Origin of the sequence: Pseudomonas veronii (assembly GCF_001439695.1) — a bacterium.
Classification (GTDB): Bacteria; Pseudomonadota; Gammaproteobacteria; order Pseudomonadales; family Pseudomonadaceae; genus Aquipseudomonas; species Aquipseudomonas veronii.
The window spans coordinates 24,083-46,191 of record NZ_JYLL01000007.1 but is presented as its reverse complement, the minus strand read 5'-3'; the positions used below and the strand labels follow the sequence as shown (position 1 = coordinate 46,191).

General features: G+C 60.6%; 25 protein-coding genes. 14 read left to right on the top strand and 11 right to left on the bottom strand.

Annotated elements, in window-relative coordinates; all coding sequences use genetic code 11:
- The first annotated feature begins 171 nt into the window (after positions 1–171).
- Both fadD2 and fadD1 read left to right on the top strand, forming a co-directional pair.
- On the top strand, positions 172–1,860 hold the full coding sequence (fadD2, locus tag TU80_RS11410) for a long-chain-fatty-acid--CoA ligase FadD2 (RefSeq protein ID WP_057004508.1): 1,689 nt from the start codon (positions 172–174) through the stop codon (positions 1,858–1,860).
- Between the two features lie 383 nt (positions 1,861–2,243).
- Positions 2,244–3,935 carry a long-chain-fatty-acid--CoA ligase FadD1 gene (fadD1, locus tag TU80_RS11405; RefSeq protein WP_057004507.1) on the top strand — a complete coding sequence of 564 codons (1,692 nt, stop codon included), beginning with the start codon at positions 2,244–2,246 and terminating at the stop codon, positions 3,933–3,935.
- Between the two features lie 116 nt (positions 3,936–4,051).
- Here the strand turns inward: fadD1 and TU80_RS11400 are convergent, their stop codons facing one another.
- Positions 4,052–4,429, bottom strand: a complete 378-nt coding sequence (locus tag TU80_RS11400; RefSeq protein WP_017847198.1) for a hypothetical protein — start codon at positions 4,427–4,429, stop codon at positions 4,052–4,054.
- Between the two features lie 199 nt (positions 4,430–4,628).
- Between TU80_RS11400 and TU80_RS11395 the strand changes: the two genes are divergently transcribed.
- From TU80_RS11395 to def, 3 genes are all read left to right on the top strand, one after another.
- Entirely contained in the window at positions 4,629–4,814 is a 186-nt protein-coding gene (locus tag TU80_RS11395; protein ID WP_046382290.1) for a CsbD family protein, read from the top strand.
- 179 nt (positions 4,815–4,993) lie between these two features.
- A complete protein-coding gene (locus TU80_RS11390) occupies positions 4,994–5,944 on the top strand; it encodes a YihY/virulence factor BrkB family protein (protein WP_046382291.1) in 951 nt (316 codons plus the stop codon).
- A 3-nt stretch (positions 5,945–5,947) separates the two neighbouring features.
- Positions 5,948–6,487: a peptide deformylase gene (def, locus tag TU80_RS11385; RefSeq protein WP_026140057.1), complete on the top strand. Its 540-nt coding sequence runs from the start codon at positions 5,948–5,950 to the stop codon at positions 6,485–6,487.
- A gap of 43 nt (positions 6,488–6,530) precedes the next feature.
- Here the strand turns inward: def and TU80_RS11380 are convergent, their stop codons facing one another.
- The 5 genes from TU80_RS11380 to gntR all read right to left on the bottom strand — a co-directional run bounded on the left by TU80_RS11380 (position 6,531) and on the right by gntR (position 10,553).
- Positions 6,531–6,947: a GNAT family N-acetyltransferase gene (locus TU80_RS11380; protein WP_057004506.1), complete on the bottom strand. Its 417-nt coding sequence runs from the start codon at positions 6,945–6,947 to the stop codon at positions 6,531–6,533.
- A gap of 397 nt (positions 6,948–7,344) precedes the next feature.
- Positions 7,345–7,857 (bottom strand): hypothetical protein, encoded by a 513-nt coding sequence (locus TU80_RS11375; RefSeq protein WP_057004505.1) that lies wholly within the window; start codon positions 7,855–7,857, stop codon positions 7,345–7,347.
- Positions 7,858–8,080: 223 nt separating this feature from the next.
- Positions 8,081–8,509 carry a hypothetical protein gene (locus TU80_RS11370; RefSeq protein ID WP_057004504.1) on the bottom strand — a complete coding sequence of 143 codons (429 nt, stop codon included), beginning with the start codon at positions 8,507–8,509 and terminating at the stop codon, positions 8,081–8,083.
- Positions 8,510–8,713: 204 nt separating this feature from the next.
- Entirely contained in the window at positions 8,714–9,346 is a 633-nt protein-coding gene (locus TU80_RS11365; RefSeq protein WP_017847205.1) for a glutathione S-transferase family protein, read from the bottom strand.
- A gap of 175 nt (positions 9,347–9,521) precedes the next feature.
- Positions 9,522–10,553 (bottom strand): HTH-type transcriptional regulator GntR, encoded by a 1,032-nt coding sequence (gntR, locus tag TU80_RS11360; protein WP_162231529.1) that lies wholly within the window; start codon positions 10,551–10,553, stop codon positions 9,522–9,524.
- Between the two features lie 213 nt (positions 10,554–10,766).
- Between gntR and TU80_RS11355 the strand changes: the two genes are divergently transcribed.
- The 3 genes from TU80_RS11355 (at position 10,767) to TU80_RS11345 (ending at position 13,127) form a co-directional block, all read left to right on the top strand.
- Complete coding sequence (locus TU80_RS11355) at positions 10,767–11,300, top strand: gluconokinase (protein WP_046382296.1); 534 nt, start codon at positions 10,767–10,769, stop codon at positions 11,298–11,300.
- Between the two features lie 84 nt (positions 11,301–11,384).
- On the top strand, positions 11,385–12,737 hold the full coding sequence (locus TU80_RS11350) for a GntP family permease (protein WP_057004503.1): 1,353 nt from the start codon (positions 11,385–11,387) through the stop codon (positions 12,735–12,737).
- A gap of 108 nt (positions 12,738–12,845) precedes the next feature.
- The gene (locus TU80_RS11345) at positions 12,846–13,127 is read left to right on the top strand and encodes a hypothetical protein (protein WP_046382298.1); all 282 of its coding nucleotides are present in this window, start codon (positions 12,846–12,848) and stop codon (positions 13,125–13,127) included.
- A 44-nt stretch (positions 13,128–13,171) separates the two neighbouring features.
- Here the strand turns inward: TU80_RS11345 and alaC are convergent, their stop codons facing one another.
- A complete protein-coding gene (gene alaC / locus TU80_RS11340) occupies positions 13,172–14,389 on the bottom strand; it encodes an alanine transaminase (protein WP_057004502.1) in 1,218 nt (405 codons plus the stop codon).
- A gap of 196 nt (positions 14,390–14,585) precedes the next feature.
- On the opposite strand from alaC, the gene TU80_RS11335 reads away from it, so the two are divergent.
- Positions 14,586–15,068: a GyrI-like domain-containing protein gene (locus tag TU80_RS11335; protein WP_017847210.1), complete on the top strand. Its 483-nt coding sequence runs from the start codon at positions 14,586–14,588 to the stop codon at positions 15,066–15,068.
- Between the two features lie 107 nt (positions 15,069–15,175).
- Here the strand turns inward: TU80_RS11335 and TU80_RS11330 are convergent, their stop codons facing one another.
- Entirely contained in the window at positions 15,176–15,670 is a 495-nt protein-coding gene (locus TU80_RS11330) for a GNAT family N-acetyltransferase (protein ID WP_017847211.1), read from the bottom strand.
- A gap of 144 nt (positions 15,671–15,814) precedes the next feature.
- Here TU80_RS11330 and TU80_RS11325 point away from each other — a divergent pair, with 144 nt between their 5' ends.
- From TU80_RS11325 to TU80_RS11315, 3 genes are all read left to right on the top strand, one after another.
- Positions 15,815–16,234 carry a YybH family protein gene (locus tag TU80_RS11325; protein ID WP_046382301.1) on the top strand — a complete coding sequence of 140 codons (420 nt, stop codon included), beginning with the start codon at positions 15,815–15,817 and terminating at the stop codon, positions 16,232–16,234.
- A 42-nt stretch (positions 16,235–16,276) separates the two neighbouring features.
- Positions 16,277–16,621: a YciI family protein gene (locus TU80_RS11320; protein ID WP_017847213.1), complete on the top strand. Its 345-nt coding sequence runs from the start codon at positions 16,277–16,279 to the stop codon at positions 16,619–16,621.
- 118 nt (positions 16,622–16,739) lie between these two features.
- Complete coding sequence (locus TU80_RS11315; protein ID WP_057004501.1) at positions 16,740–17,957, top strand: RNA polymerase sigma factor; 1,218 nt, start codon at positions 16,740–16,742, stop codon at positions 17,955–17,957.
- A 54-nt stretch (positions 17,958–18,011) separates the two neighbouring features.
- On the opposite strand, the gene TU80_RS11310 is transcribed toward TU80_RS11315, so the two are convergent.
- Complete coding sequence (locus TU80_RS11310; RefSeq protein ID WP_017847215.1) at positions 18,012–18,866, bottom strand: LysR family transcriptional regulator; 855 nt, start codon at positions 18,864–18,866, stop codon at positions 18,012–18,014.
- Between the two features lie 87 nt (positions 18,867–18,953).
- Here TU80_RS11310 and TU80_RS11305 point away from each other — a divergent pair, with 87 nt between their 5' ends.
- Positions 18,954–19,466, top strand: a complete 513-nt coding sequence (locus TU80_RS11305; RefSeq protein ID WP_046382304.1) for a multidrug/biocide efflux PACE transporter — start codon at positions 18,954–18,956, stop codon at positions 19,464–19,466.
- Here the strand turns inward: TU80_RS11305 and TU80_RS11300 are convergent.
- Positions 19,365–20,123: an SDR family NAD(P)-dependent oxidoreductase gene (locus TU80_RS11300; RefSeq protein ID WP_046382305.1), complete on the bottom strand. Its 759-nt coding sequence runs from the start codon at positions 20,121–20,123 to the stop codon at positions 19,365–19,367. The genes TU80_RS11305 and TU80_RS11300 overlap by 102 nt on opposite strands.
- Before the next feature lie 105 nt (positions 20,124–20,228).
- On the opposite strand from TU80_RS11300, the gene TU80_RS11295 reads away from it, so the two are divergent.
- Positions 20,229–21,125, top strand: coding sequence for a LysR family transcriptional regulator (locus tag TU80_RS11295; protein WP_017847218.1), 897 nt, complete (start codon positions 20,229–20,231; stop codon positions 21,123–21,125).
- Here TU80_RS11295 and TU80_RS11290 read toward each other — a convergent pair.
- Positions 21,122–22,039 carry a LysR family transcriptional regulator gene (locus tag TU80_RS11290; RefSeq protein WP_017847219.1) on the bottom strand — a complete coding sequence of 306 codons (918 nt, stop codon included), beginning with the start codon at positions 22,037–22,039 and terminating at the stop codon, positions 21,122–21,124. The genes TU80_RS11295 and TU80_RS11290 overlap by 4 nt on opposite strands.
- Positions 22,040–22,109 lie beyond the last annotated feature (70 nt).

Here is a 22,109-nt window from a genome sequence, read left to right as displayed (position 1 = left end):
ATCCTCGGCCAAGCGGCTGATCAGTACAGACCCTTGTAGGAAGATTCACGCTATCAATGACGCTATTGCCCGTATTTGCCTGTTTGGCCATAGCTGCTAACGTCCCCGAAGCTCCGCTTTTTATAGCAGCAGAAAAGCGGCCAGGCACATTCAGGTAAGAGGACAAGAATAATGCAACCTGATTTCTGGAATGACAAACGCGCGGCGGGCGTTCCCAACGAGATCGATCTGACCGCCTACAAGTCGGTGATTGAAGTCTTCGAGCGTTCCTGCAAGGCCTTTGCCGACCGCCCGGCGTTCAGCAACATGGGCGTCACCCTGACCTACGCCGAGCTTGAGCGCCAGAGTGCGGCGTTCGCCGGCTACCTGCAGCAACACACCGACCTCAAGCCGGGCGATCGCATCGCGGTGCAGATGCCCAACGTGCTGCATTACCCGGTGGCGGTGTTCGGTGCGCTGCGCGCCGGGCTGATCGTGGTCAACACCAACCCGCTGTACACCCCGCGCGAGATGCGTCATCAGTTCAAGGACGCCGGCGTGCGCGGCCTGATCTACCTCAACCTGTTTGGTTCGCGGGTGCAGGACGTCTGCACCGACACCGAGATCGACTACCTGATCGAAGCCAGGATGGGCGACTTCATGCCAGCGGCCAAGGGCTGGCTGGTCAACACCCTCGTCGACAAAGTGAAGAAAATGGTCCCGGCCTATCACTTGCCGCGCGCGGTGTCGTTCAAGCGCGCCTTGCGCATGGGCGCAGGGCAGGGCGTGACGCGCCACCCGGTGAGCCTCGATGACGTCGCGGTGCTGCAATACACCGGCGGCACCACCGGCCTGGCCAAGGGCGCAATGCTCACCCATGGCAACCTGGTGGCGAACATGCAGCAGGTGCGCGCCTGCATGTCGCAGACCGGCGAGGATGGCCACCCGCTGATCAAGGAAGGCCAGGAGGTGATGATCGCGCCGCTGCCGCTGTACCACATCTATGCGTTCACCGCGAACTGCATGTGCATGATGGTTTCCGGCAACCACAACGTGTTGATCACCAACCCGCGTGACATCGCGGGCTTTATCAAGGAGCTGAAAAACTGGCGCTTCACCGGCTTGCTCGGGCTCAACACGTTGTTTGTGGCGTTGATGGACCATCCCGACTTCAAGAGCCTGGACTTCTCCAGCCTTAAACTCACCAACTCCGGTGGCACGGCGCTGATCAAGGCCACCGCCGAACGTTGGGAGCAACTCACCGGTTGTGCGATCGGCGAAGGGTATGGCCTGACGGAAACGTCGCCGGTGGCCAGCACCAACCCGTATGGCAATCAGTCACGCCTGGGCACCGTAGGCATCCCGGTGCCGGGGACGGCGATGAAGGTGATCGATGATGAAGGCGCCGAGCAGCCCCTGGGCGAACGCGGCGAGCTGTGCATCAAGGGCCCGCAGGTGATGAAGGGCTACTGGCAGCAGCCGGCCGCCACCGCCGAGGCGCTGGACGCCGAGGGGTGGCTCAAGACCGGCGATATTGCCGTGATCGACGAGGATGGATTTGTACGCATCGTGGATCGCAAGAAGGATTTGATCATCGTCTCGGGTTTCAACGTTTACCCCAACGAGATCGAAGACGTAGTGATGGCTCACCCGGCGGTGGCCAACTGCGCGGTGATCGGCGTACCGGACGAGCGCACGGGGGAGGCGGTGAAGCTGTTTGTGGTGGCGCGTGCTGAAGGTGTGAGCCTTGAGGAGTTGAAGAACTACTGCAAGACCAACTTCACGGGGTACAAGGTGCCCAAGCACATCGTGTTGCGTGAGTCGTTGCCGATGACGCCGGTGGGCAAGATCCTGCGGCGCGAGTTGCGCGACATCGCCTGATGTGAAATGCAGTCGACAATGGGGGAGGGGGCTTGCCCCGATGGCAGTGAATCAGTCACCAGATGTGTTGGCTGATCCACTGCTATCGGGGGCAAGCCCCCTCCCACATTTGTCTGTGTTTATCCCGTTAAGCCCTGTTCTAGAGCCATTTTCAAGCGTATAGAATTTTTGCTCTAAAAATGACTATTAGTTATTCATGAGTCATGTTTATGACTGTAGGGCCCTCTTTTGGCTCTAGTCGGCCCTTGGCAAAGCTGCTACTCTCGGCGCGCTTTGTGACCTCTCGGCCTGCTTAAACGCGCCAGACTCACCTAAAAAACATACACCAATAATAATCGCATCAAATGCGATGATGAATTCGCGTCGCTGAGGAGTGGGCTTCCATGAACGTAGACTTTTGGAAGGATAAGTACCCCGCCGGGATTGCTGCAGACATCAATCCAGACGAGTATCCAAATATTCAGGCGGTACTGAAACAGTCCTGCCAGCGCTTCGCCAACAAACCGGCTTTCAGCAACCTGGGCAAGACAATCACCTATGGTGAGTTGTACGAATTGTCCGGCGCTTTCGCCGCGTACCTGCAACAGCATACCGATTTGAAGCCTGGCGATCGAATCGCCGTGCAACTGCCCAACGTCCTGCAATACCCGGTCGCCGTGTTCGGTGCCATCCGTGCCGGCCTGATCGTGGTCAACACCAACCCGCTGTACACCGCGCGGGAAATGGAACACCAATTCAACGACTCCGGGGCCAAGGCCCTGGTCTGTCTGGCCAACATGGCGCACCTGGCTGAAAAAGTCGTGCCCAAGACTGCCGTCAAACACGTGATCGTCACCGAAGTCGCCGACCTGCTGCCGCCGCTCAAGCGCCTGCTGATCAACAGCGTCATCAAGTACGTGAAGAAAATGGTCCCGGCCTATCACTTGCCCAAGGCGATCAAGTTCAACGACGTGCTGGCCAAGGGGCACGGCCAACCGGTCAACGATGTCAGCCCGGCCAGCGGCGACGTGGCGGTGCTGCAATACACCGGCGGCACCACCGGCGTGGCCAAGGGCGCGATGCTGACCCACCGCAACCTGGTGGCGAACATGCTGCAGTGCAAGGCGCTGATGGGCTCCAACCTCAATGAAGGCTGCGAGATCCTGATTACTCCGCTGCCGCTGTACCACATTTATGCGTTCACCTTTCATTGCATGGCGATGATGTTGATCGGCAACCACAACATCCTGATCAGCAACCCGCGCGACCTGCCGGCGATGGTCAAGGAGCTGTCGAAGTGGAAGTTCAGCGGCTTTGTCGGCCTGAACACGCTGTTCGTGGCGCTGTGCAACAACGAAGGCTTCCGCAAGCTGGACTTCTCTGCGCTGAAAGTCACCCTGTCTGGCGGCATGGCCCTGCAACTGGCCGCAGCTGAGCGCTGGAAGGCCGTGACCGGCTGCGACATCTGCGAAGGCTACGGCATGACCGAGACGAGCCCGGTGGCGACGGTCAACCCGATCCAGAAGATCCAGATCGGCACCATCGGCATTCCGGTGCCGTCGACCTTGTGCAAAGTCATCACCGATGACGGCGTCGAGCTGGGCCTGGGCGAGGTCGGCGAGTTGTGCGTCAAAGGCCCGCAAGTCATGAAGGGCTACTGGCAGCGCGAAGACGCCACCGCCGAGATACTCGACAGCGAAGGTTGGTTGAAGACCGGTGACATCGCGATCATCCAGCCGGACGGCTACATGCGGATTGTCGACCGTAAAAAAGACATGATTCTGGTCTCCGGTTTCAACGTCTACCCCAACGAACTCGAAGACGTGCTGGCGACCCTGCCGGGCGTGCTGCAGTGCGCGGCCATTGGTGTGCCGGACGAGAAGTCCGGGGAACACATCAAGATCTTCATCGTGGTCAAGCCGGGCGCCACCCTGACCAAGGACCAGGTGATGGAGCATATGCGTGCCAACGTCACCGGCTACAAGGTGCCCAAGGCCGTGGAATTTCGCGATGCCTTGCCGACCACCAACGTGGGCAAGATCCTGCGTCGCGAATTGCGTGATGAAGAACTGAAGAAACTGGGCCTGAAAAAGTAAACCAGGCCTAAATGTGGGAGGGGGCTTGCTCCCGATGGCAGAGTGTCAGCCACTGCATCGAGTGACTGAACCACCGCTATCGGGAGCAAGCCCCCTCTCACATTCTGACCGCATTCCTACAGGGTGAATGGCGCGAAGCTGACGCCAGCACCGGCTGGGCGCACATCCTTGAGGAACGAGTCCTTGTCCGCGCTCAGCTCCAGGGTAATCTCTGGCTTGCGCTTGCCCGCATTGCGCACCACCAAGCCTTCGAGCTTTTCACGCAGGAACACCGTCGGCACCTTCAGGTGCAGCAACTGGTCAGTCTCGGCGTTGTGCAGCAACAAGTGAATCCACTCGTACTGGCCCACCGCGATCCGCGCCACCGGCAGGTCGAACCACCAGATGTTGCGTTTGCGGTCCAGGTCGGTGAAGTGGCAGTTGTTGACGCCGAGTACGGCACCGCCCAGTTCCTGGTTTCTGCGGGCGATGGCCTGTGCTTTATTGAGTTTCATAACCTTCCTACGGGATCTGTTATTCAGCGTTGTAGCCTGAATGTGCCGGGCATTCTCGTGGGTTGGCCGCAAAACATAAAGCCAAACCTGCTGCCGGCGATGAAATGCCCGCGTAAAAATAATTGAAACTCTGCCGAACAGCCTTGGGTCAATCTCTAGGTAATGACCAAAACCCCTCGATTGTTCCAGGAGAAATACCATGAGCAGCACATCGGATAAGGTAAAAGGCGTCGCCAACGAAGCAGTCGGCAACATCAAGCAAGGTGTCGGCAAAGTGACCGGCAACGACAAGCTGCGCGCTGAAGGGGTGGTCCAGGAAAAGAAAGGTGAAGTGCAGAAAGCCGTGGGTGATATCAAGGATGCGGTGAAGAAAGCGATCAAGTGACCCTGATTCGCCGCTTGTATTACCCAGCCCGACGGCCATCCACGGATGGCCGTTTTTGTGTCACCTGAAGTGGTTAATCTTTCGAAATTGTTTCAAGGTCGCCAAATAGGCTACCTTGATGTAGAAAACGGCCCCTGAGTCGCCCACGAACCTGACTTTTTGCGGCGAAAGGAGACGCTATGATTTTCCCGGTACTCGATGGTCTCAAGCTGCACCAAGTGCTGGTACGCACGGTCAAGGAATTCGTCAACGACGAGATGTCCACCTACGCCTCGGCACTGGCCTACCAGATGCTGTTCTCGTTGTTTCCGTTCCTGCTGTTTCTCATTGCATTGATCGGTTTCCTGCATTTGCCGGACTTCTTCACCTGGCTGCGCCTGCAGTCGGAACTGGTGTTGCCGCCCCAGGCCCTCGAGCAGGTCAACCCGGTGATCGACCAGTTGCAGCAGTCCAAGGGCGGCCTGCTTTCGGTGGGTATCGTGATTGCCCTGTGGACCGCGTCGGCCGGCGTGCGCCTGATGATGAGCGCGATGAACGCCGCCTACGACGTGATCGAAGGCCGGCCGATCTGGAAGCGTTTCCCGCTGTCGGTTTTCTACACCGTCGGCATCGCTGGCATGTTGCTCGCCGCCGCCGCGCTGATGGTGCTCGGCCCGCAGGTCATGGAATGGCTGGCAGGGCAGATCGGCATGCAGGAATTCGTGGTCACGCTGTGGACCATCTTGCGCTGGCCGCTGATTGTGATCCTGCTGATGTTCGCCGTGGCCCTCATGTATTACGTGATGCCTGACGTGCAGCAGAAATTCCGCTTCATCACCCCTGGCTCGGTGCTGGCGGTGGTGGTGTGGATCGTCGCGTCCCTGGGCTTTGGCTACTACGTCAAAACCTTCGCCGACTACAACGCCATGTATGGCAGCATCGGCGCGATCATTGTCCTGCTCCTGTACTTCTATATTTCCGCCGCCGTGTTGTTGCTGGGGGCGGAGATGAATGCCGTGATCGAGCACATGTCGGCCGAAGGCAAGGACCCGGGAGAAAAGACATTCGATGAAAACACCCATGCCGGTGAAAAAAAGCACGTCTCCGGTCTTGGCCGAGACCATTCCAAGCCCACTCCCGATGAAGTCTGATTGATGATCCGTGAAATCCTGAAAATGGGCGATGAGCGCCTGCTGCGTATCGCTCCGCCGGTCCCGCCGGAAATGTTCGACAGCCCCGAACTGTGGCAACTGATCGATGACATGTTCCAGACCATGGAGCACGTCGGCGGTGTCGGCCTGGCCGCGCCGCAGATCGGTGTTGACCTGCAATTGGTGATCTTTGGTTTCGAGAGCAGCGAACGCTACCCGGAGGCGCCGGCCGTACCGCAGACGATTTTGATCAATCCACTGATCACGCCGCTCAGTCCGATCATGGAAGAGGGCTTCGAAGGCTGCCTGTCCGTGCCCGGCCTGCGCGGCGCGGTGGACCGTTACCAGCAGATCCGCTACGAAGGTTTCGACCCCAAGGGCGAACCGATCATCCGCATTGCCGATGGCTTCCATGCGCGGGTGGTGCAGCACGAGTGCGATCACCTGATCGGCCGCTTGTACCCGTCGCGGATTACCGATTTCAGCAAGTTCGGGTTCATCGAGGTGATGTTCCCCGACATGGACCCGACGGCCGACGAGTAGCCTCCTGACACAACGCAACGTCAACCTCAGCTCCCACGGGAGGTTACAAGGCGCGTTCCAAGCCCATCGCGATCATCGGCTTGTTGCGCTTGTAGCGCACCAACCGTTCGCTGAGGGACTGCGGCAGCACGGTATCCTGGGTGAAACCCATGCGTTGATACCAGCCTTCCAGGTCCGGATGACACATCAGCCAGACCGTACCCTCCGCATCGGCCACCGCTTGACGAATCAAGCGCGCCGCCAGCCCCTGACCGCGATAGGCCGGGTCGACAAACACCCCGGTCAGCCATTGCCCGCCCACCACCGGCGTCAGGCATAAGCCGGCGACGATCTCGCGGTCCCGCGCCACCCACAGACGTCCGCCCTTGAGTGCCTTCATCGGCGAATCGTGGTGACGATAAAACTTGTTCAGCAGCGGCCACAGGGGCTCTGCCAGCGGTTCGATGTGCAATTCGGGCATGGTGTTCAGGCAGGCGTTATCCAGGGCCGGGGATTATAAGCGCCTAATGTGCGGCAATAGGTGGTATACCCATTGTTACATCCCCTGTAAGTGGAGCATGCATCATGGCCAAAGGTATGGATTCAAAGAAAGCCGCGAAGAAGAAACCGGCAAAGACCGCCGATGAAAAACGCGCTGACAAGAAAGCCAAGAAATCCGAGACAGGGCTGTTCGGTCACTGAGTTGAACGTGTAGAAGCCTACGATCTGCAAGATGTTCCCGCCTTACCGCACAGAGCAGGACACACCTGCTCTGAGCTGTCGATGCCCAACTAGCGTGATGGCACCCAGTGCCGGGAAATCAACGTCCTGGCACACGGCGTTACTGCGCGACCGAATGGCCCCATTGGCCGGGTCGCTTAGATCGCGGCCAAGGTCTCTTTCACCGATTGCGCTTGTGGCTCTGCCGTTTTCACGGCTACCTGCTGCTCTTGCTGTTGCTTCAGACGATCAGCCACTTGCTTGGCGATTGCATCCTGTTTTTCCTGCGGCATTGTCTGCACCTCCGCCTCGGTCAACCCCTGCTCCTTGAGCAACTGTTCGCGAATGCGTTCGGCCGGGGTTTTGCTCATGTAATCGGTGAAGTCTGCGCGCGCCGCACTCGTGGTAGAACCGGCTGCGGGCACATCCGTGGTCGCCGGGGTGGCGGCCGTTGAGGCCTGCAACTGCACGCGGGTCTTGGCGAAGGCTTCGTCGATGCGGTCGGCGGCCTTGTCCAGTTGGGTCTGCGCGGCGGGTACGCTCACACTTTGCTGCGCCGTTTGCAGGGCACCGCTGTACAGCGTGCTGGCGGCCGCGTTGGCGGGGTCCATGTCGGGGCGCTTGAGCTTTTCGACGGTCGACAAGGCTTGAGTGTTGTTGTTAATCAGCATGATCGGTCACCTATGCAAATGTTCGATGCGTCAGCTGGAGCAAATAGCGTGCCGGGTGCTAATCCCAAGGTTTTATGGGCGCTGGCGCGGCCATCGCGGCAAACATTGTCCCGTCGACGGCCAAGCGTTGCCGTCAATGGGCGATGTTTTCCAACGCCTGGTGGCATATGGCACCCCTGGACATTCGCTGATTAATCGCACAAGGGCTCAGTCGATGATGGGGTTAAGCGCCCGTAAGATTCAACTCACCCTGGGTGACCTTCAGTGGTTCTTCGCCCTTGGGCACCTTATGAGAGGTGAAAGAGAATGTCGCAGCGAGGTGCCGAAGTTCCAGATCGATCTTCGTGAGGTGGAATTTCCCGCTGCTGGGCTGGTAAGTCCATGGGTTCGGTCCAAGCGCATGGTAGTAATAGACCTGAACCTTGCCTTTTTCTTGGGCAACATCATATGAGCCAGGCTGGATATCTTTAGCTAATTGAAAGCTCATCAGCCGCTGGCCTTGATTGCTCTTGGCGTCTATAAAATTAGCTTCAGGAAACTCGTGAAATTGGATGTCTTCGGATGTGAAGTTTCCAATGGGATCGTTGATGTTCGCTGTTACCAAGCCATCTGCAGGCTGCGATTTCAGGGCCCGTGACCGATCGTTATCCATGAGCGGATGCCTCCGAGAGGTTATAGGAATTGGGAGCGCCCAATCACTTCGCTGTCAGTCAAACGTCGGTAACGGGTAGCGTCTACTGTCAATGTTGACAGGTAGGCCGCAGTATCCGATGGGTGGTACGAAGCGAGCGTTTTGCTGTCGCAGGCCCCGGTGCGGCGCAGTACGTTGAGTTCTTTTACGTTGTTGTCCTTGGGCTTAGTCATGGCCGTCGAGGGCGAAGGTCTTAAAGCCGGCATGCTGGCCAAGGCGCTGGTAATACGCGGCAACTGCCGGGTAGGACGGGCGCTCCATCGGCGTCATCTGCCAGCGGTGAACCGAGAGGCCGATGAGGATGTCAGCCAGGGTGAATTCGTCGCCAGCCACGTAGGCACCGGTCTTTGCCAATTGTTGTTCCAGCAGGCCCATCTTGTCGTGCCAGGCTTGCACGCCCGCCTTGATGCGCTGCGGGTCCTGATGGTCGGGGCTGTTGCGCACCAGGGCCTGGAAGGCATAACCCCAGGACGGGTTGAGTTCGGTGGCTTGCCAGTCCATCCACTGCTCGACCCGGGCGCGGGGGGCGGGCTCGAGAGGCAGCAGGTCGTGGCGTTGGTAGAGGTTCACCAGGTAGCGACAGATGGTGTTGGACTCCCACAGCACACCGTGGTCGTCGATCAGCACCGGCACTTGGGCGTTGGGGTTCAGGGCAAGGAATTCGGCGGATTGGGTCGGCTTGAAGCCGATGCCCCAGTCTTCGCGCACATAGTCGATGCCCAGTTCCTGGCAGGTCCAGAGCACTTTGCGCACGTTGATGGATGAAGCGCGACCCAAGATTTTCAGTGAGTGTCCCATGGTGCTTCCCTGACAGTGGAGAACGCTCAATCTAGCAGGGGGCGGACATTACGGCGATGCCTTCAAGCGGGCACGGTTAAAAATGTGTGTGTGGCCATGGCTTTGCCCACTGGCAATACGCTCAGCTCCCTCAACTGACGAATTGCCAAGGCCACATCGCAATGTCAGCCGCGTCCTACGTGCTTTCCCGCACCTGCAACTCAAACCCCATGTCCACCACCGGCTTGGCGATCTTGTTCCCCGCCATGACCGTCAGCAGATGCTCCGCCGCGCGCCGACCGATGGCCTCGCGCGGCGTGCTGATGCTGCTCAGGCGCGGCACCATGAAGGAGGAGGCGGGCAGGTCGTTGAAACCCAGCACGGCCACGCGCCCCGGGACGTTGATGCCGTGACGCAGGGCTTCGAGCAGCGCGCCCTGGGCCAGGTCGTCGTTGCCGAAGAAGATCGCATCCACATCCGGATGGGCCGCCAGCAACTGCAAGAACAACTCGCCGCCCAGGCCCACGGAGGAGGGGCGTGGCGTCAACAGTTCCAGCGCCGGGTCGTACAGCCCGGCCTGTTGCAACGCACGGCGGAAGCCTTCGCCGCGCAGCAAGGTGCGTTGGTCCAGTTGCGCGCCGATATACGCCAGGCGCTTGCGCCCACGGGACAGCAAATGCGCCGCCGCCGTCTCACCCGCCGCCAACTGCGAAAAGCCCACGCAGTTCACGCCAGCGTTGGGGTCCAGATCCATCATGTACACGCACGGCACATTGCTGGCCTCGACCATCCGTCGCGCGCTTTCGGTCCGATCGAACCCGGTCAGCAGCAAACCCCGCGGCTGGTAGGCCATGTAGTTGCGCAGCAAAGTCTCTTCTTCGTCGCGGGAATAGTGGGAGTTGCCGATCAGCACTTCAAAGCCCTTGGGCCGCAGCACCTGGTGGATCGCTTCGAGGGTTTCGATAAACAGCAGGTTGGACAGCGAGGGCACCAGCACCACCACCGAATGGCTCTGGGCCGAGGCCAGGGCGCGGGCGGCGGGGTTGACCACGTAGTTCAACTCGGCGGCGGCCCGTTGCACTTTTTCCACCAGTTCGGTGGCCACGGTGCTGATGCCACGCAAGGCGCGGGAAGCGGTAATCGGGCTGACGCCGGCCAGGCGGGCGACTTCATTGAGGGTCGGGCGACCCGTGGTGCGCGTATTTTTATCGTTCTTGGAGGTCATCAGGCGGCTTGCCAAACAAAAATCGAGGCACTAAGGTAGCGCTGTCTCCAAACGGCTGCAAATGCTTGAATGCTGGGTTGCCTGATCCAGTTCAAATGCTTGGAGCGGATGCACGCGTCACTCCATAAAAAAAGACAAGACGGCGCGGGAAAAGCCTGTTTTTGCACTAGCCTTACAGCGTGCAAAGGTAGCGCTATCTGCGTCCTGAGGTGTTTCATGAGTCAACCTGTTACCGCCCTGGTCATCATGGGTGTCGCCGGCTGCGGCAAGACCAGCGTCAGCGAGGCCGTGTGCCGCCTGAACGGTGCCACCGCCATTGAAGGCGACAGCTTTCACCCCGCCGCGAACATCGAAAAAATGAGCGCCGGCCACCCCCTCGACGACAACGACCGCGCCGGCTGGCTCGACATCCTGTGCGATGAGTTACGCCGTTCGCTCAAGGCCGGCGAACACCCGGTCCTCACCTGTTCCGCACTGAAAAAGAAATACCGCGACCACCTGCGCGAAGCCGCGCCGGGCCTGGGCTTTGTGTTTCTGGAACTGAACCGCGAAGTCGCCGCCGACCGCGTGTCCCATCGGCCCGGGCATTTCATGCCGGCAAGCCTGATCGACAGCCAGTTCGCCACCCTTGAGTCGCCCATCGGCGAGCCGCTGACCCTGGCCCTCAACGCCAGCGAAGACAGCGTCGAGGCGTTGGCCGAGCAAACCCATGCGTGGTGGTGCAAACACGGTTTTGAACCGGCTCATTAATTTTTGTGTCGGAAAAGATAGCGCTATCTCCGACAACAAATTCAACACCCGCTTTAATAACAACAACAAACAGGAGAGACCCCCATGTTTGGCATGTCCCACGAGTCCTACCTGCTGCTTGATGCAGTGGTCACTATCATTGGTCTGATCTTCTTGATCACCAAGTTCAAGGTTCACCCGTTTATCGCGTTGATCATCGCCGCCGGCTTCCTTGGCCTGACCTCGGGCATGCCCGTGGACAAGATCATCAAGGCCTTCCAGGACGGCTTCGGCGGGGTGCTCGGCTTTGTCGGCATTATCCTCGCGCTGGGTACGATGCTCGGCAAGATGATGGCCGAATCTGGCGGTGCCGATCAGATCGCCCAGACCCTGATCCGCGCCTTCGGCAAGGAAAAGGTCCAGTGGGCGATGATGTTCGCCGCGTTCCTGGTGGGTATCCCGCTGTTCTTCGAGATCGGCTTTGTGTTGCTGATCCCGCTGGTGTTTATCGTCGCGCGCCGTACCGGCGTGTCGCTGATCAAGATCGGCATCCCGCTGCTCGCCGGCCTGTCGGCGGTCCATGGCCTGGTGCCACCGCACCCGGGCCCGCTGCTGGCCATCGGCGTGTTTGGCGCGGACATCGGCAAGACCATTCTGTACGGCCTGATCGTCGCACTGCCGACCGCCATCATCGCCGGCCCGATCTTCGGTACGTTTATCGCCAAGTACATCCCGGGCAACCCGTCCCAGGAACTGATCGACCAACTGGCCCGCGAGTCGGAGCACAAGACGCTGCCGAGCTTCAGCATCACCCTGATCACCGTGTTGCTGCCGGTGTTCCTGATGCTGCTGAAAACCTTCGCCGACATCGCCTTGGCCGACGGTCATGTGGTGCGCAACTGGATGGACATGATCGGTCACCCGATCAGTGCCTTGCTGCTGGCGTTGCTGCTGTCGCTGTACACCTTCGGTCATCGCCAGGGCATCCACTCCAAGCAGATCCTCAAGTTGCTCGACGCCAGCCTGGCGCCGACCGCCGCGATCATCCTGATCATCGGTGCCGGTGGTGGTTTCAAACAGATGCTGGTGACCAGCGGCGTGGGCGACGTGATCGGCCATATGGCGGTGAACGCGCAGATCAACCCGATCCTGCTGGCGTGGCTGGTGGCGGCGGTGATTCGGGTGGCGACCGGTTCGGCGACAGTCGCGACCATCACTGGCGCAGGCATCGTGGTGCCGGTGGTAGGCATGATTCCGGGGGTTAACCGCGAGCTACTGGTGTTGGCGACGGGGGCGGGTTCGTTGATCCTGTCTCACGTCAACGATGCGGGGTTCTGGCTGGTGAAGCAGTACTTCAACATGACCGTGGCCGAGACGTTCAAGACCTGGACGGCGATGGAGACCATCTTGTCGGTGGTGGCACTGATTTTCATCATGTTGCTGTCGTTGGTGGTGTGACAGCGACCGCGAATACCGCTTGTCGTAACTGGTACTTTTCACAGGTCCGGGTTTTTTCTGAATATGAGGGAATGAAACCCCAAATGTAATTCAGAAAAGGAAATGGCCATGACCAAGGAAAATGAACCCACGCAGGCACTGCCGCCTCAAATCCAGGCGCCGGCAGCCAATACGACTGTCCCTAGCCCTGTCACCATCTCCGGGTTAGTACCCCTGGAAGGTGCCACGGTAACAGTGGAGGACTCGACTGGTAAGTTGGGAGTTGCCGTTGCTATCGGACATAATTGGTCGCTCACCGTCGTTATGACTCCGGGCGCCCACCACATCTCGGCTTATGTTTCTTTTCCGGTGGTTTCAGGTAGTACCGAGCGAAAATTTGTCGTGAAGTAGTCTTTCAAGATAATGGGGCATGAATGCCCCATTACAGTTCGCAGTCAGACTCCAGTCCTGGGCACCAAGCCATCCGCCCTGAACATCCCGCGAATCCCGCGTACCGCCTGGCGAATCCGGTCCTGGTTCTCGATCAGCGCAAAGCGCACATGGTCGTCGCCATATTCACCAAAGCCAATCCCCGGCGACACGCACACCTTGGCTTCCAGCAGCAGCTTCTTGGCAAATTCCAGCGAGCCCATGGCGGCATACGCTTCGGGGATCTTGGCCCAGACGTACATCGACGCCTTGGGATTCTCCACCATCCAGCCCAACTCATGCAGGCCTTTGACCAGTACATTGCGGCGCTGGCGGTACTGCTCGGCGATGTCTTTCACGCACTGTTGGTCGCCTTCCAGCGCGGCAATCGCCGCCACTTGCAGCGGGGTGAAGGTGCCGTAGTCGTGGTAGCTCTTGATCCGCGCCAGGGCGTTGACCAGTTCTGCGTTGCCCACCATGAAACCAATGCGCCAGCCGGCCATGTTGTAGCTCTTGGACAGGGTGAAAAACTCCACCGCAATGTCCTTGGCGCCCGGCACCTGCATGATCGACGGGGCTTTCCAGCCGTCGTAGACGATGTCGGCGTAGGCCAGGTCATGCACCACCAGCACGTCGTACTGCTTGGCCAGGGCGATCACCCGCTCGAAGAAATCCAGCTCCACGCACTGCGCGGTCGGGTTGGACGGGAACCCCAGGATCATCATCTTCGGCTTGGGAATCGAACCGCGAATCGCCCGTTCCAGCTCGGCGAAAAAGTCCACGCCCGGAATCAACGGCACCGAACGCACCTGGGCGCCGGCAATCACGGCACCGTAGATATGAATCGGGTAGCTCGGGTTGGGCACCAGTACGGTGTCGCCCTGGTCCAGGGTGGCCAGCATCAAGTGCGCCAGGCCTTCCTTGGAACCGATGGTGACGATGGCTTCCGACTCGGGGTCGATATCCACTTCATAACGGTCCTTGTACCAGCGCGAAATCGCCCGGCGCAGGCGCGGAATGCCTTTGGAGGTGGAGTAGCCGTGGGTGTCTTCACGCTGGGCGACGGTGACCATTTTTTCCACGATATGTGGTGGGGTCGGGCCGTCAGGGTTGCCCATGCTCAAGTCGATGATGTCTTCGCCGCGCCGACGCGCAGCCATCTTCAGCTCGGCAGTGATATTGAAAACGTAGGGGGGGAGTCGATCTATGCGCGCAAAGCGGCGCGGCAAACCTTGGTCGGCCATTGTTGCCTCGAGAGTACGTAAGCGCCCGGAACCGTCCGAGCGACGTCGGCCACTGCGGTGGCCTGCGGGGCAGACAATACGGTTGATGATGGCCAGTTGTCCAGATGCGTAGGAAAAATTTCTACATGCAGTGCAATCCGGATATACCCCTATACTCAATACGGGTTTGTTCTCTCATAAGAAGGAGACTGTTCAGATGGATCAGCAGACGCAACAACCGTTAGAGCCGCGCATGGAAGAGGGCAAGGCCTTGGTGATCGCCGGGGTGCAAGGGCATTATTCGAAGGCCACCACCGGGGATATTCCCAAGTTGTGGGGCGTGTTTGACGAGAGCGTCAAGTACATCAAAAAGCGTTTGGGCGGCTTTACCTACGGGGTTTGTCATAACCCCAGACACGATGAGTTCGACTACATCGCAGGGGTTGAAGTCCCCGCCAAGGGTGATGTGCCGAGCAATTTCGAGTTCATCGAAATCCCGCCGCATCACTATGCCGTGTTCGCGCACTACGGTGAGGTACACGCGTTGCCGCAGACCTACGAGCGGATCATGTTCGAATGGTTGCCGCATTCCGGGTACAAGGTTGCCGGCGTGGATTTCGAGCGGTACAGCGCGGATTTTGATGTGAGAAAGGGCCTCGGCACCGTGGAGGTCTGGCTGCCTGTGGAAGCAAAGGCCTGAAACGCCGGCCGAAGATGATGGCGACTCTTCGGCCGTTTTTCCTGCGCGGGAATGCTCATGATCCAGCGTCCCCTCAAGCGTTGGTCGCTGTCATCTCAACGTGACATCTACTGCGGCTCCAAGCCCCGACTCAAACGGCGCTCATACCCGACCCGCCCTTTGTACGCCTCCCCGCGATCCACCCAGCCCAGCCCCAGGTACAAGCCCATCGCCGCGACATTGTGCGTGTCCACCGACAACTCCAGCGCCTTGATCTGCGGCCAGGCCTGAAGCGCCGCCGCGGGTAGCGCCTGCAGGCAGGCTTTGCCAAATCCCCGGCCCTGTTGGCTGCGATCCACCTGCAACGCGTGCAGCGTGGCGCTGTGGGCATCGGCCCAATGGGGCAGGCATGGCGGGCATTTGAGCAGGAGGAAGGCCACGGGCACATCGTCGGCCAGCAGCGCAAAGCCTTTGATGCCGGGGCTGGGGTTGACCAGCAGGGTGTTGAGTGCGCAATACATGTCGCCGCAAAACGGCAACTGCTCAGGGTGAACTTCGATCGCGCCGACTTGCTGTGTTTGCACAGCGTTCAGCGCCTCGTAGGCGACAAGGCGGGTTTGCATCGGGGCGTCCGAACGGCTGCAAAGAAGGGCGCAGTCTATCGGGTTTGCACGCTGCGAGATTTTTTTTCAGCGCGCTGTCGATCGGGCGGCGGGCCATTCGACTAAGGGTGTCTCTGAAGATTTTCACCCCCCAGGAGTATCGCCATGAACACTGCAATCCACACCCTGATCAAACAATGGAAACAAGCCGTCGTCGCCAAGGACATCGATAAGATTGTCAGCTTTTACGCCGACGATATCATCGCGTTCGACGCGGTTAGCGCCCTGCAGTTCAAGGGCAAGGCGGCCTACCGCGCGCACTGGCAGGCGTGCATGGAAGTCTGCCCCGGCCCCGGTGTGTTCGACTTCCATGAGTTGCATATCGTCGCCGCCGACAACAGCGCCTTTGCCCATTGGCTGGCTCACTGCGGTGGCACCGGCCCGGACGGCGTGCTCAAGACCTGCTGGATGCGCGTCACCGTCGGTTACCAGCGTGTCGACGGCCAATGGAAGGTGGTGCATGAGCATTGGTCGGCCCCCTTCGACATGGCCACAGGCGTCGCGCTGTTCGACCTGAAACCTTGAGCCCCGCGAACTATAGTCAGTAGTCCGAAAACGGAGAACGCCATGAAATACCTGTGCCTGATCTACAGCAACGAACAGGTGCTGCACACCGCGCCGGACAGCCCGGCCGACCCGGAGTGCTTCGCCTACGCGCAGTCCGTCCAAAAGAGCGGGCGCATGCTCGCCGCCGAGCCGCTGGAGTCGGTGAGCACCGCCACCACTGTGCGTATGCGCAATGGCAAGCTGTCGATCACCGACGGGCCGTTTGCCGAAACCAAGGAGCAGCTGGCCGGGTTTTACCTGATCGAAGCCCGGGACTTGAACGAAGCGCTCCAGGTCGCCGGCGGCATTCCGGCGGCCCGGGTCGGCAGTGTGGAAGTACGCCCCGTGCGCCAATTGAATCTCTGAACACAAAACACCCATAAACAGGAGGTTTACCCATGAACACTCAACCTGCCGAATGTGAAAGGTCCATCAAACCTGGGGGCGACGCGCCCAATCGCCCGGTGACCCAGGATCTGCCCGATTGACCCCTCCGATCGAGACGATTTACCGCCGCGAATCACGGCGCGTGCTGGCGACGCTGATTCGCTTGCTCGGCGATTTCGACCTGGCCGAGGAAGCGCTGCACGAGGCGTTCCTGGTCGCCATGCAGCGCTGGGAGCACGACGGCGTGCCGAGCAATCCACGGGCGTGGCTGGTCTCGACCGGGCGCTTCAAGGCCATCGATCGCCTGCGCCGCCAGGCCCGTTTCACCCCGTTATTGCAGGCGCAGGCCGATGCGCTGGCAGCGGCCGATTGGGACGACGAAGACGTGGAAGACGACCGCCTGCGCCTGATCTTCACCTGCTGCCACCCGGCGCTGGCGGCTGACGCCCAAGTGCCGTTGACCTTGCGTGAAATCTGCGACCTGACCACCGAAGAAATCGCCCGCGCCTTTCTGGTCCCGCCGGCCACCATCGCCCAGCGGATCGTGCGGGCCAAGGGCAAGATCCGCGAGGCGAAGATTCCCTATCAGGTGCCGTCGCTGGCCGAATTGCCCGAGCGCCTCGACAGCGTGCTGCGTGTGATTTACCTGGTGTTCAACGAAGGCTACTCGGCGTCGATGGGCGCGGATCTCACGCGCGACGACCTGACCCGTGAAGCCATCCGCCTCGGCCGTTTGTTGCTGGAGTTGCTGCCGGAGCCGGAAGTCATGGGCTTGCTGGCATTGATGCTGCTGCACGAGTCGCGCCGCCCGGCGCGGACCTCGGCCGGCGGCGAATTGGTGCTCTTGGACGAACAGGACCGAGCATTGTGGGATGCGTCCCTGATTGCCGAAGGCTGTGCGCTGGTGGAGCAAGCGCTGACGACCCGGCGCTTTGGGCCCTATGGCTTACAGGCGGCGATTGCGGCGGTACATGCCGAAGCGCCGAGTGCCGAGCACACCGACTGGCCGCAGATTGTCGGGCTATACGATGTGTTGCTCCGCACCGTGCCGTCGCCCGTGATCGAACTGAACCGCGCAGTGGCGCTGGCCATGCGCGATGGGCCGTTGGCCGGGTTGCAACAGGTGGAGGCGATTCTGGCGCGGGGCGAATTGCTGGACTATCACCTGGCGCATTCGGCGCGTGGCGAATTCTGCCGACAATTGGGGCGGCTGGACGAGGCGCGGCTGGCGTATGAAAAAGCCCTGTCTCTGACCCGGCAAACCCCGGAAAAGCACTTCCTCGCACGCCGCCTGGCCAGCCTGACCCCGATCTAGCGTCCAACGCATTTCCACTGTGGGACCACCAAGCGCTGCCTGCTCTGGACGAACTCAATCGAGCATCTGCCCCAACAACCAACTCCCCGCAGGCCCCGGCGGATATTGCCGCGACCACAGCGCATCCACCGCCACCGAGCGCGGCCAACTGCGCACGCTCAGTTCAATCAGCCCGGCATTGCCAAAGCGTTCCACCAACCAGCGCGGCAGTGCGGCCCAGCCAAAACCGAGCTGGGCCATTTCCATCAGCATCAGAAAACTCGGCGCCGACCAGACGCGGCCCATGGGGCGGGTTTCATTCGGGTTGATGATGCTCGCCAGGCGCAGCTCACGGTGTTGCTGCAACACCTGTTGGTTGACGCTTTCCAGGCTGGCCAAGGGGTGCGTGGGCGCGACGAACAGGGCAATTTCGGTGCGCTCTTCCACCGGCGAACGGCTCAGGTCGGGTGGGTAAACCTCCTGGGCCTCCACCAGGGCAATCTGGGCCCGGCCACTTTGCACCAGGGCTATCAGGTCTTCGCACTCGGCGATCAGCCATTCCAGTTCCAGGTCGGGGTAGCGTTGCTCAAAGGCCTTGAGCGCAAGCTCGAAGCGCTCCGACTGGTAGGTGTCGGACATCGCAATCGTCACTTTCGCCTCCAACCCCTGGGATAGCTGACTTGCCGCCAACGCCAGCCGACTGCTCGCCTCCAGCACCTGCTCGGCGCGTTGCAGCAGCACGTGGCCAGCGGCGGTCAGCGTCGGCTTGCGGCTGCTGCGGTCGAACAGCAGCACATCGAGGTCAATCTCCAGGCTCGCCACCGCCGCGCTGACGGTGGACTGGCTCTTGCCCAGCTTGCGTGCCGCCGCAGAAAACGAGCCTTGGGTCGCGGCCTGAACAAAGGCCTGGAGCACTTCATGGGAGGCCATGACTATCGCCTTTATCGATGGTTATTGGTTATGAAGTATCGATACAAAGCGCAATGATGGCAACACAGTCACTCACGGAGCCGGGGCATGAACCCTACCAAGTCGATTACTGAACGTGTGTGCCAGGCCATCGGTTTCGAGGCCCTGGCGTTGTTGATCTGCACGCCGTTGCTGGCGTGGATCATGGACAAGCCCGCCGTGGAAATGGGCATGGTCACCCTGGCAATCAGCCTGATGGCGCTGACCTGGAACGTGATTTTCAACGGCCTGTTCGACCGCCTCAAGGCACGCCTGCAACTGGCCAACAACGGCTGGACCCGGGTGCTGCACGCCTTGCTGTTTGAAGGCGGGCTGGTCCTGATGTGCGTGCCGTTGATTGCCGCGTGGCTGAACATCAGCCTGCTGCAGGCGTTTATTCTCGATATCGGCGTGTTGCTGTTTTTCCTGCCGTACACCTACGTGTACCACTGGGGCTACGACGTGATGCGCGAAAAGCTCTTACAGAAACATGCCGCCCGAAGCCTCGATCCGCTGGCCGGTGATCCAGTGGCTACCGTCCGCCAGCAGGCTGGCAATGGCCCCGCCGATATCATCCGGTAACCCGGCGCGGCCCAGGGCGGTGTTATTGGCGACCATCGCGTTGAGGTTGGCGTTGTCGCGCACGGCACCGCCGCCGAAGTCGGTTTCGATGGCGCCAGGCGCGAGGATGTTGACGCTGATACCGCGCGCGCCGAGTTCTTTGGCCTGGTAGCGGGTCAGCACTTCCATGGCGCCTTTCATCGCCGCATACGCGGCATAGCCGGGCAGGCTGAAACGGGCGAGGCCGCTGGAGATATTGAGGATGCGGCCACCGTCACGGATCAGCGGCAGCAGTTTCTGGGTCAGGAAAAACGGGCCTTTGAATTGAATCGCGACCAGTTGGTCGAACTGCGCTTCGCTGGTCTCGGCAAAGCTGGCGTGGATGCCGATACCGGCGTTGTTGATCAGAAAGTCGAAATCATCCCGTGCGAAAACACGCTTGAGCACGCCGCCGACGGCTTCGACGAACGCGTCGAAGGTGGCGCTCTGGCTCACATCCAGTTTCAGCATGGCGGCGCGGCCACCCCATTGTTCGATCTGCTCGACCACTGCCTGGGCTTCATCCGCCTGGCTGTGGTAAGTGCCGATGATATCCACGCCTTGTGCGGCCAGGCGCAACGCGGCGCTTCTACCCAAGCCGCGGCTGGCGCCGGTGATCAGTGCGATTTTGCGGGTCATGGTGCAGTCCTCTGAGGTGATCGTGGGAATGAGTGTATTTGTCCGCCTGTAACGTGATAAACAGCGGTAAAGCGAAATCACTGGCCGGAAAAGGCGAACAATCCCATGAACAAACTGGAGTTGCTGCGCACCTTCGTGCGCGTCACCGAACTGTCGAGTTTCACCGGCGCCGGCGAGAGCCTGGGCCTGCCGCGCTCCACGGTGTCCGAGCATGTGCAGGCACTGGAAGAACTGCTCGGCGCGCGCCTGCTGCAGCGCACCACGCGCAAGGTGCAGGCGACCCAGGACGGCCGCGTGCTGTATGAACGCAGCAAGGACTTGCTTGCGCACATGGAGGAACTGGAGGGCTTGTTTCGCCAGGACGAAACACAACTGACCGGACGCATTCGGGTGGACCTGCCGACCATGATGGCGCGGGATTTGATCCTGCCGCGCCTGCCGCATTTCATGGACGCGCACCCGTTGATCGAGCTGGAAATCAGCGCCACCGACCGTCAGGTCGACCTGCTGGCCGAGGGGTTCGATTGCGTGCTGCGCGTCGGTGCGCAGCCGGACCAGTCGGTGGTCGCCCGGTTGTTGTGCAGCATGCCGATGATCAACTGCGTGAGCGCAGGCTACCTGCAACGCTATGGCGTGCCGCGGACGCTGGCCGACCTGGCCGACCACCACTTGGTGCATTACGTGCGCCCGCTGGGTTCGCGCTCGGCGGGGTTCGAATACCTGCAGGGCAACAAGGTACAGCGCTTGCCCATGGCCGGGCGGGTCACGGTCAACAGCACCGATGCCTACAAATCCGCCTGCCTGGGCGGCTTCGGGATTATCCAAGTGCCGGCCCTGGGCATTGGCGATCAGTTGGCCAGTGGCGAACTGGTGGCGGTTTTGCCGGAATACCCGGCGCCGCCGTTGGACGTGTCCCTGCTCTATGCCGGGCAGCGGCATTTACCGCTGCGGGTGCGGGTGTTCATGGACTGGTTGGCCGCGACGCTGCAAGCCCAACTCTAACGCCGCGCCGACAACTGCTGCGGGGCCAGGAAGGCGTCGTGGAAGTAGTCCCGGAACGCCTGCATCGCCGGGGTAAATGCGCGCTCGCGGTGCCAGGCCAGGCCGACGCTCATGGGCGTCACCGGGTCGGTCACGGTCAGGGTTTCGATGCGCTTGCCTTCCAGGGACCAGGGCCGATGCACCAGGTCCGACAGGATCGCCACGCCGCTGCCATTGGCGACCATGCTGCGCACTGCTTCCACCGAACTGGTGCGCAGCCGCACCTTGGGCGTTTGCCCGGCCTGTTCCCAGTAGCGCATGGCGCTGTGTTCGGCTTCGTCGACGGTCAGCAGGATGTAGGGCTCGCGGGCCACGTCCGCCAAGCTGACGGCGCCGCGTTCGCACAACGGGTGATGGCTGGGCAGCCACAGGCGGCGTTCGGAGTTGAAGAGGATTTCCGACACGATATCCGCGTGGGTGAGGTTGGCGGTGAGCACCACCGCCATGTCGAACTGGCCGTCGAGCAGGCCGTGTTCGATGGCCTGGCGCTCCTGCTCGAACACCTCGATGGTCACGTCCGGGTGCCAGTGTTCCATGCGCTGCAGATGGTGCGGCAGGAAGTAACCGAGCACCGTGTAACTGGCGGCGACCCTTAGCACGCCGCTGGCGCGGTAGTCGGGCAATGGGCTGTTCAGCGCGTCGTCGACACTGCGCACGATCACATAGGCGCGGTTGAGAAAGTGCCGCCCGGCGTCGGTCAGGTTCATGCCCTGGGCCGAACGCACAAACAATTGCACGCCGAGCATCGCCTCCAGTTCCTTGATCGCCGTGGTCACGGCCGATTGGGAGATGTTCAGGTGAATCGCCGCCTGGGAAATCTGGCCGATCTCGGCGGTGGCGACGAAGTAGCGGATTTGGCGCAAGGTCAGCGACATGGCGATATCTGTTTTTCAGAAGATAGGCCATCTGATAATAGATCTTCCCAAGGGGTCAAGCCGCAGCCTA

Excerpts from the sequence above, each read along its gene's own strand:
- fadD2 (WP_057004508.1), top strand. The coding sequence starts at position 172 with ATGCAACCTGATTTCTGGAATGACAAACGCGCGGCGGGCGTTCCCAAC.
- TU80_RS11295 (WP_017847218.1), top strand. The coding sequence starts at position 20,229 with ATGAACAAACTGGAGTTGCTGCGCACCTTCGTGCGCGTCACCGAACTG.
- TU80_RS11325 (WP_046382301.1), top strand. The coding sequence starts at position 15,815 with ATGAACACTGCAATCCACACCCTGATCAAACAATGGAAACAAGCCGTC.
- def (WP_026140057.1), top strand. The coding sequence starts at position 5,948 with ATGATCCGTGAAATCCTGAAAATGGGCGATGAGCGCCTGCTGCGTATC.
- TU80_RS11350 (WP_057004503.1), top strand. The coding sequence starts at position 11,385 with ATGTTTGGCATGTCCCACGAGTCCTACCTGCTGCTTGATGCAGTGGTC.
- alaC (WP_057004502.1), bottom strand. The coding sequence starts at position 14,389 with ATGGCCGACCAAGGTTTGCCGCGCCGCTTTGCGCGCATAGATCGACTC.
- TU80_RS11290 (WP_017847219.1), bottom strand. The coding sequence starts at position 22,039 with ATGTCGCTGACCTTGCGCCAAATCCGCTACTTCGTCGCCACCGCCGAG.
- TU80_RS11375 (WP_057004505.1), bottom strand. The coding sequence starts at position 7,857 with ATGCTGATTAACAACAACACTCAAGCCTTGTCGACCGTCGAAAAGCTC.
- TU80_RS11395 (WP_046382290.1), top strand. The coding sequence starts at position 4,629 with ATGAGCAGCACATCGGATAAGGTAAAAGGCGTCGCCAACGAAGCAGTC.
- TU80_RS11380 (WP_057004506.1), bottom strand. The coding sequence starts at position 6,947 with ATGCCCGAATTGCACATCGAACCGCTGGCAGAGCCCCTGTGGCCGCTG.
- TU80_RS11310 (WP_017847215.1), bottom strand. The coding sequence starts at position 18,866 with ATGGCCTCCCATGAAGTGCTCCAGGCCTTTGTTCAGGCCGCGACCCAA.
- TU80_RS11300 (WP_046382305.1), bottom strand. The coding sequence starts at position 20,123 with ATGACCCGCAAAATCGCACTGATCACCGGCGCCAGCCGCGGCTTGGGT.
- TU80_RS11355 (WP_046382296.1), top strand. The coding sequence starts at position 10,767 with ATGAGTCAACCTGTTACCGCCCTGGTCATCATGGGTGTCGCCGGCTGC.
- fadD1 (WP_057004507.1), top strand. The coding sequence starts at position 2,244 with ATGAACGTAGACTTTTGGAAGGATAAGTACCCCGCCGGGATTGCTGCA.
- TU80_RS11330 (WP_017847211.1), bottom strand. The coding sequence starts at position 15,670 with ATGCAAACCCGCCTTGTCGCCTACGAGGCGCTGAACGCTGTGCAAACA.
- TU80_RS11365 (WP_017847205.1), bottom strand. The coding sequence starts at position 9,346 with ATGGGACACTCACTGAAAATCTTGGGTCGCGCTTCATCCATCAACGTG.
- TU80_RS11345 (WP_046382298.1), top strand. The coding sequence starts at position 12,846 with ATGACCAAGGAAAATGAACCCACGCAGGCACTGCCGCCTCAAATCCAG.
- TU80_RS11305 (WP_046382304.1), top strand. The coding sequence starts at position 18,954 with ATGAACCCTACCAAGTCGATTACTGAACGTGTGTGCCAGGCCATCGGT.
- TU80_RS11390 (WP_046382291.1), top strand. The coding sequence starts at position 4,994 with ATGATTTTCCCGGTACTCGATGGTCTCAAGCTGCACCAAGTGCTGGTA.
- TU80_RS11370 (WP_057004504.1), bottom strand. The coding sequence starts at position 8,509 with ATGGATAACGATCGGTCACGGGCCCTGAAATCGCAGCCTGCAGATGGC.
- TU80_RS11400 (WP_017847198.1), bottom strand. The coding sequence starts at position 4,429 with ATGAAACTCAATAAAGCACAGGCCATCGCCCGCAGAAACCAGGAACTG.
- TU80_RS11320 (WP_017847213.1), top strand. The coding sequence starts at position 16,277 with ATGAAATACCTGTGCCTGATCTACAGCAACGAACAGGTGCTGCACACC.
- TU80_RS11335 (WP_017847210.1), top strand. The coding sequence starts at position 14,586 with ATGGATCAGCAGACGCAACAACCGTTAGAGCCGCGCATGGAAGAGGGC.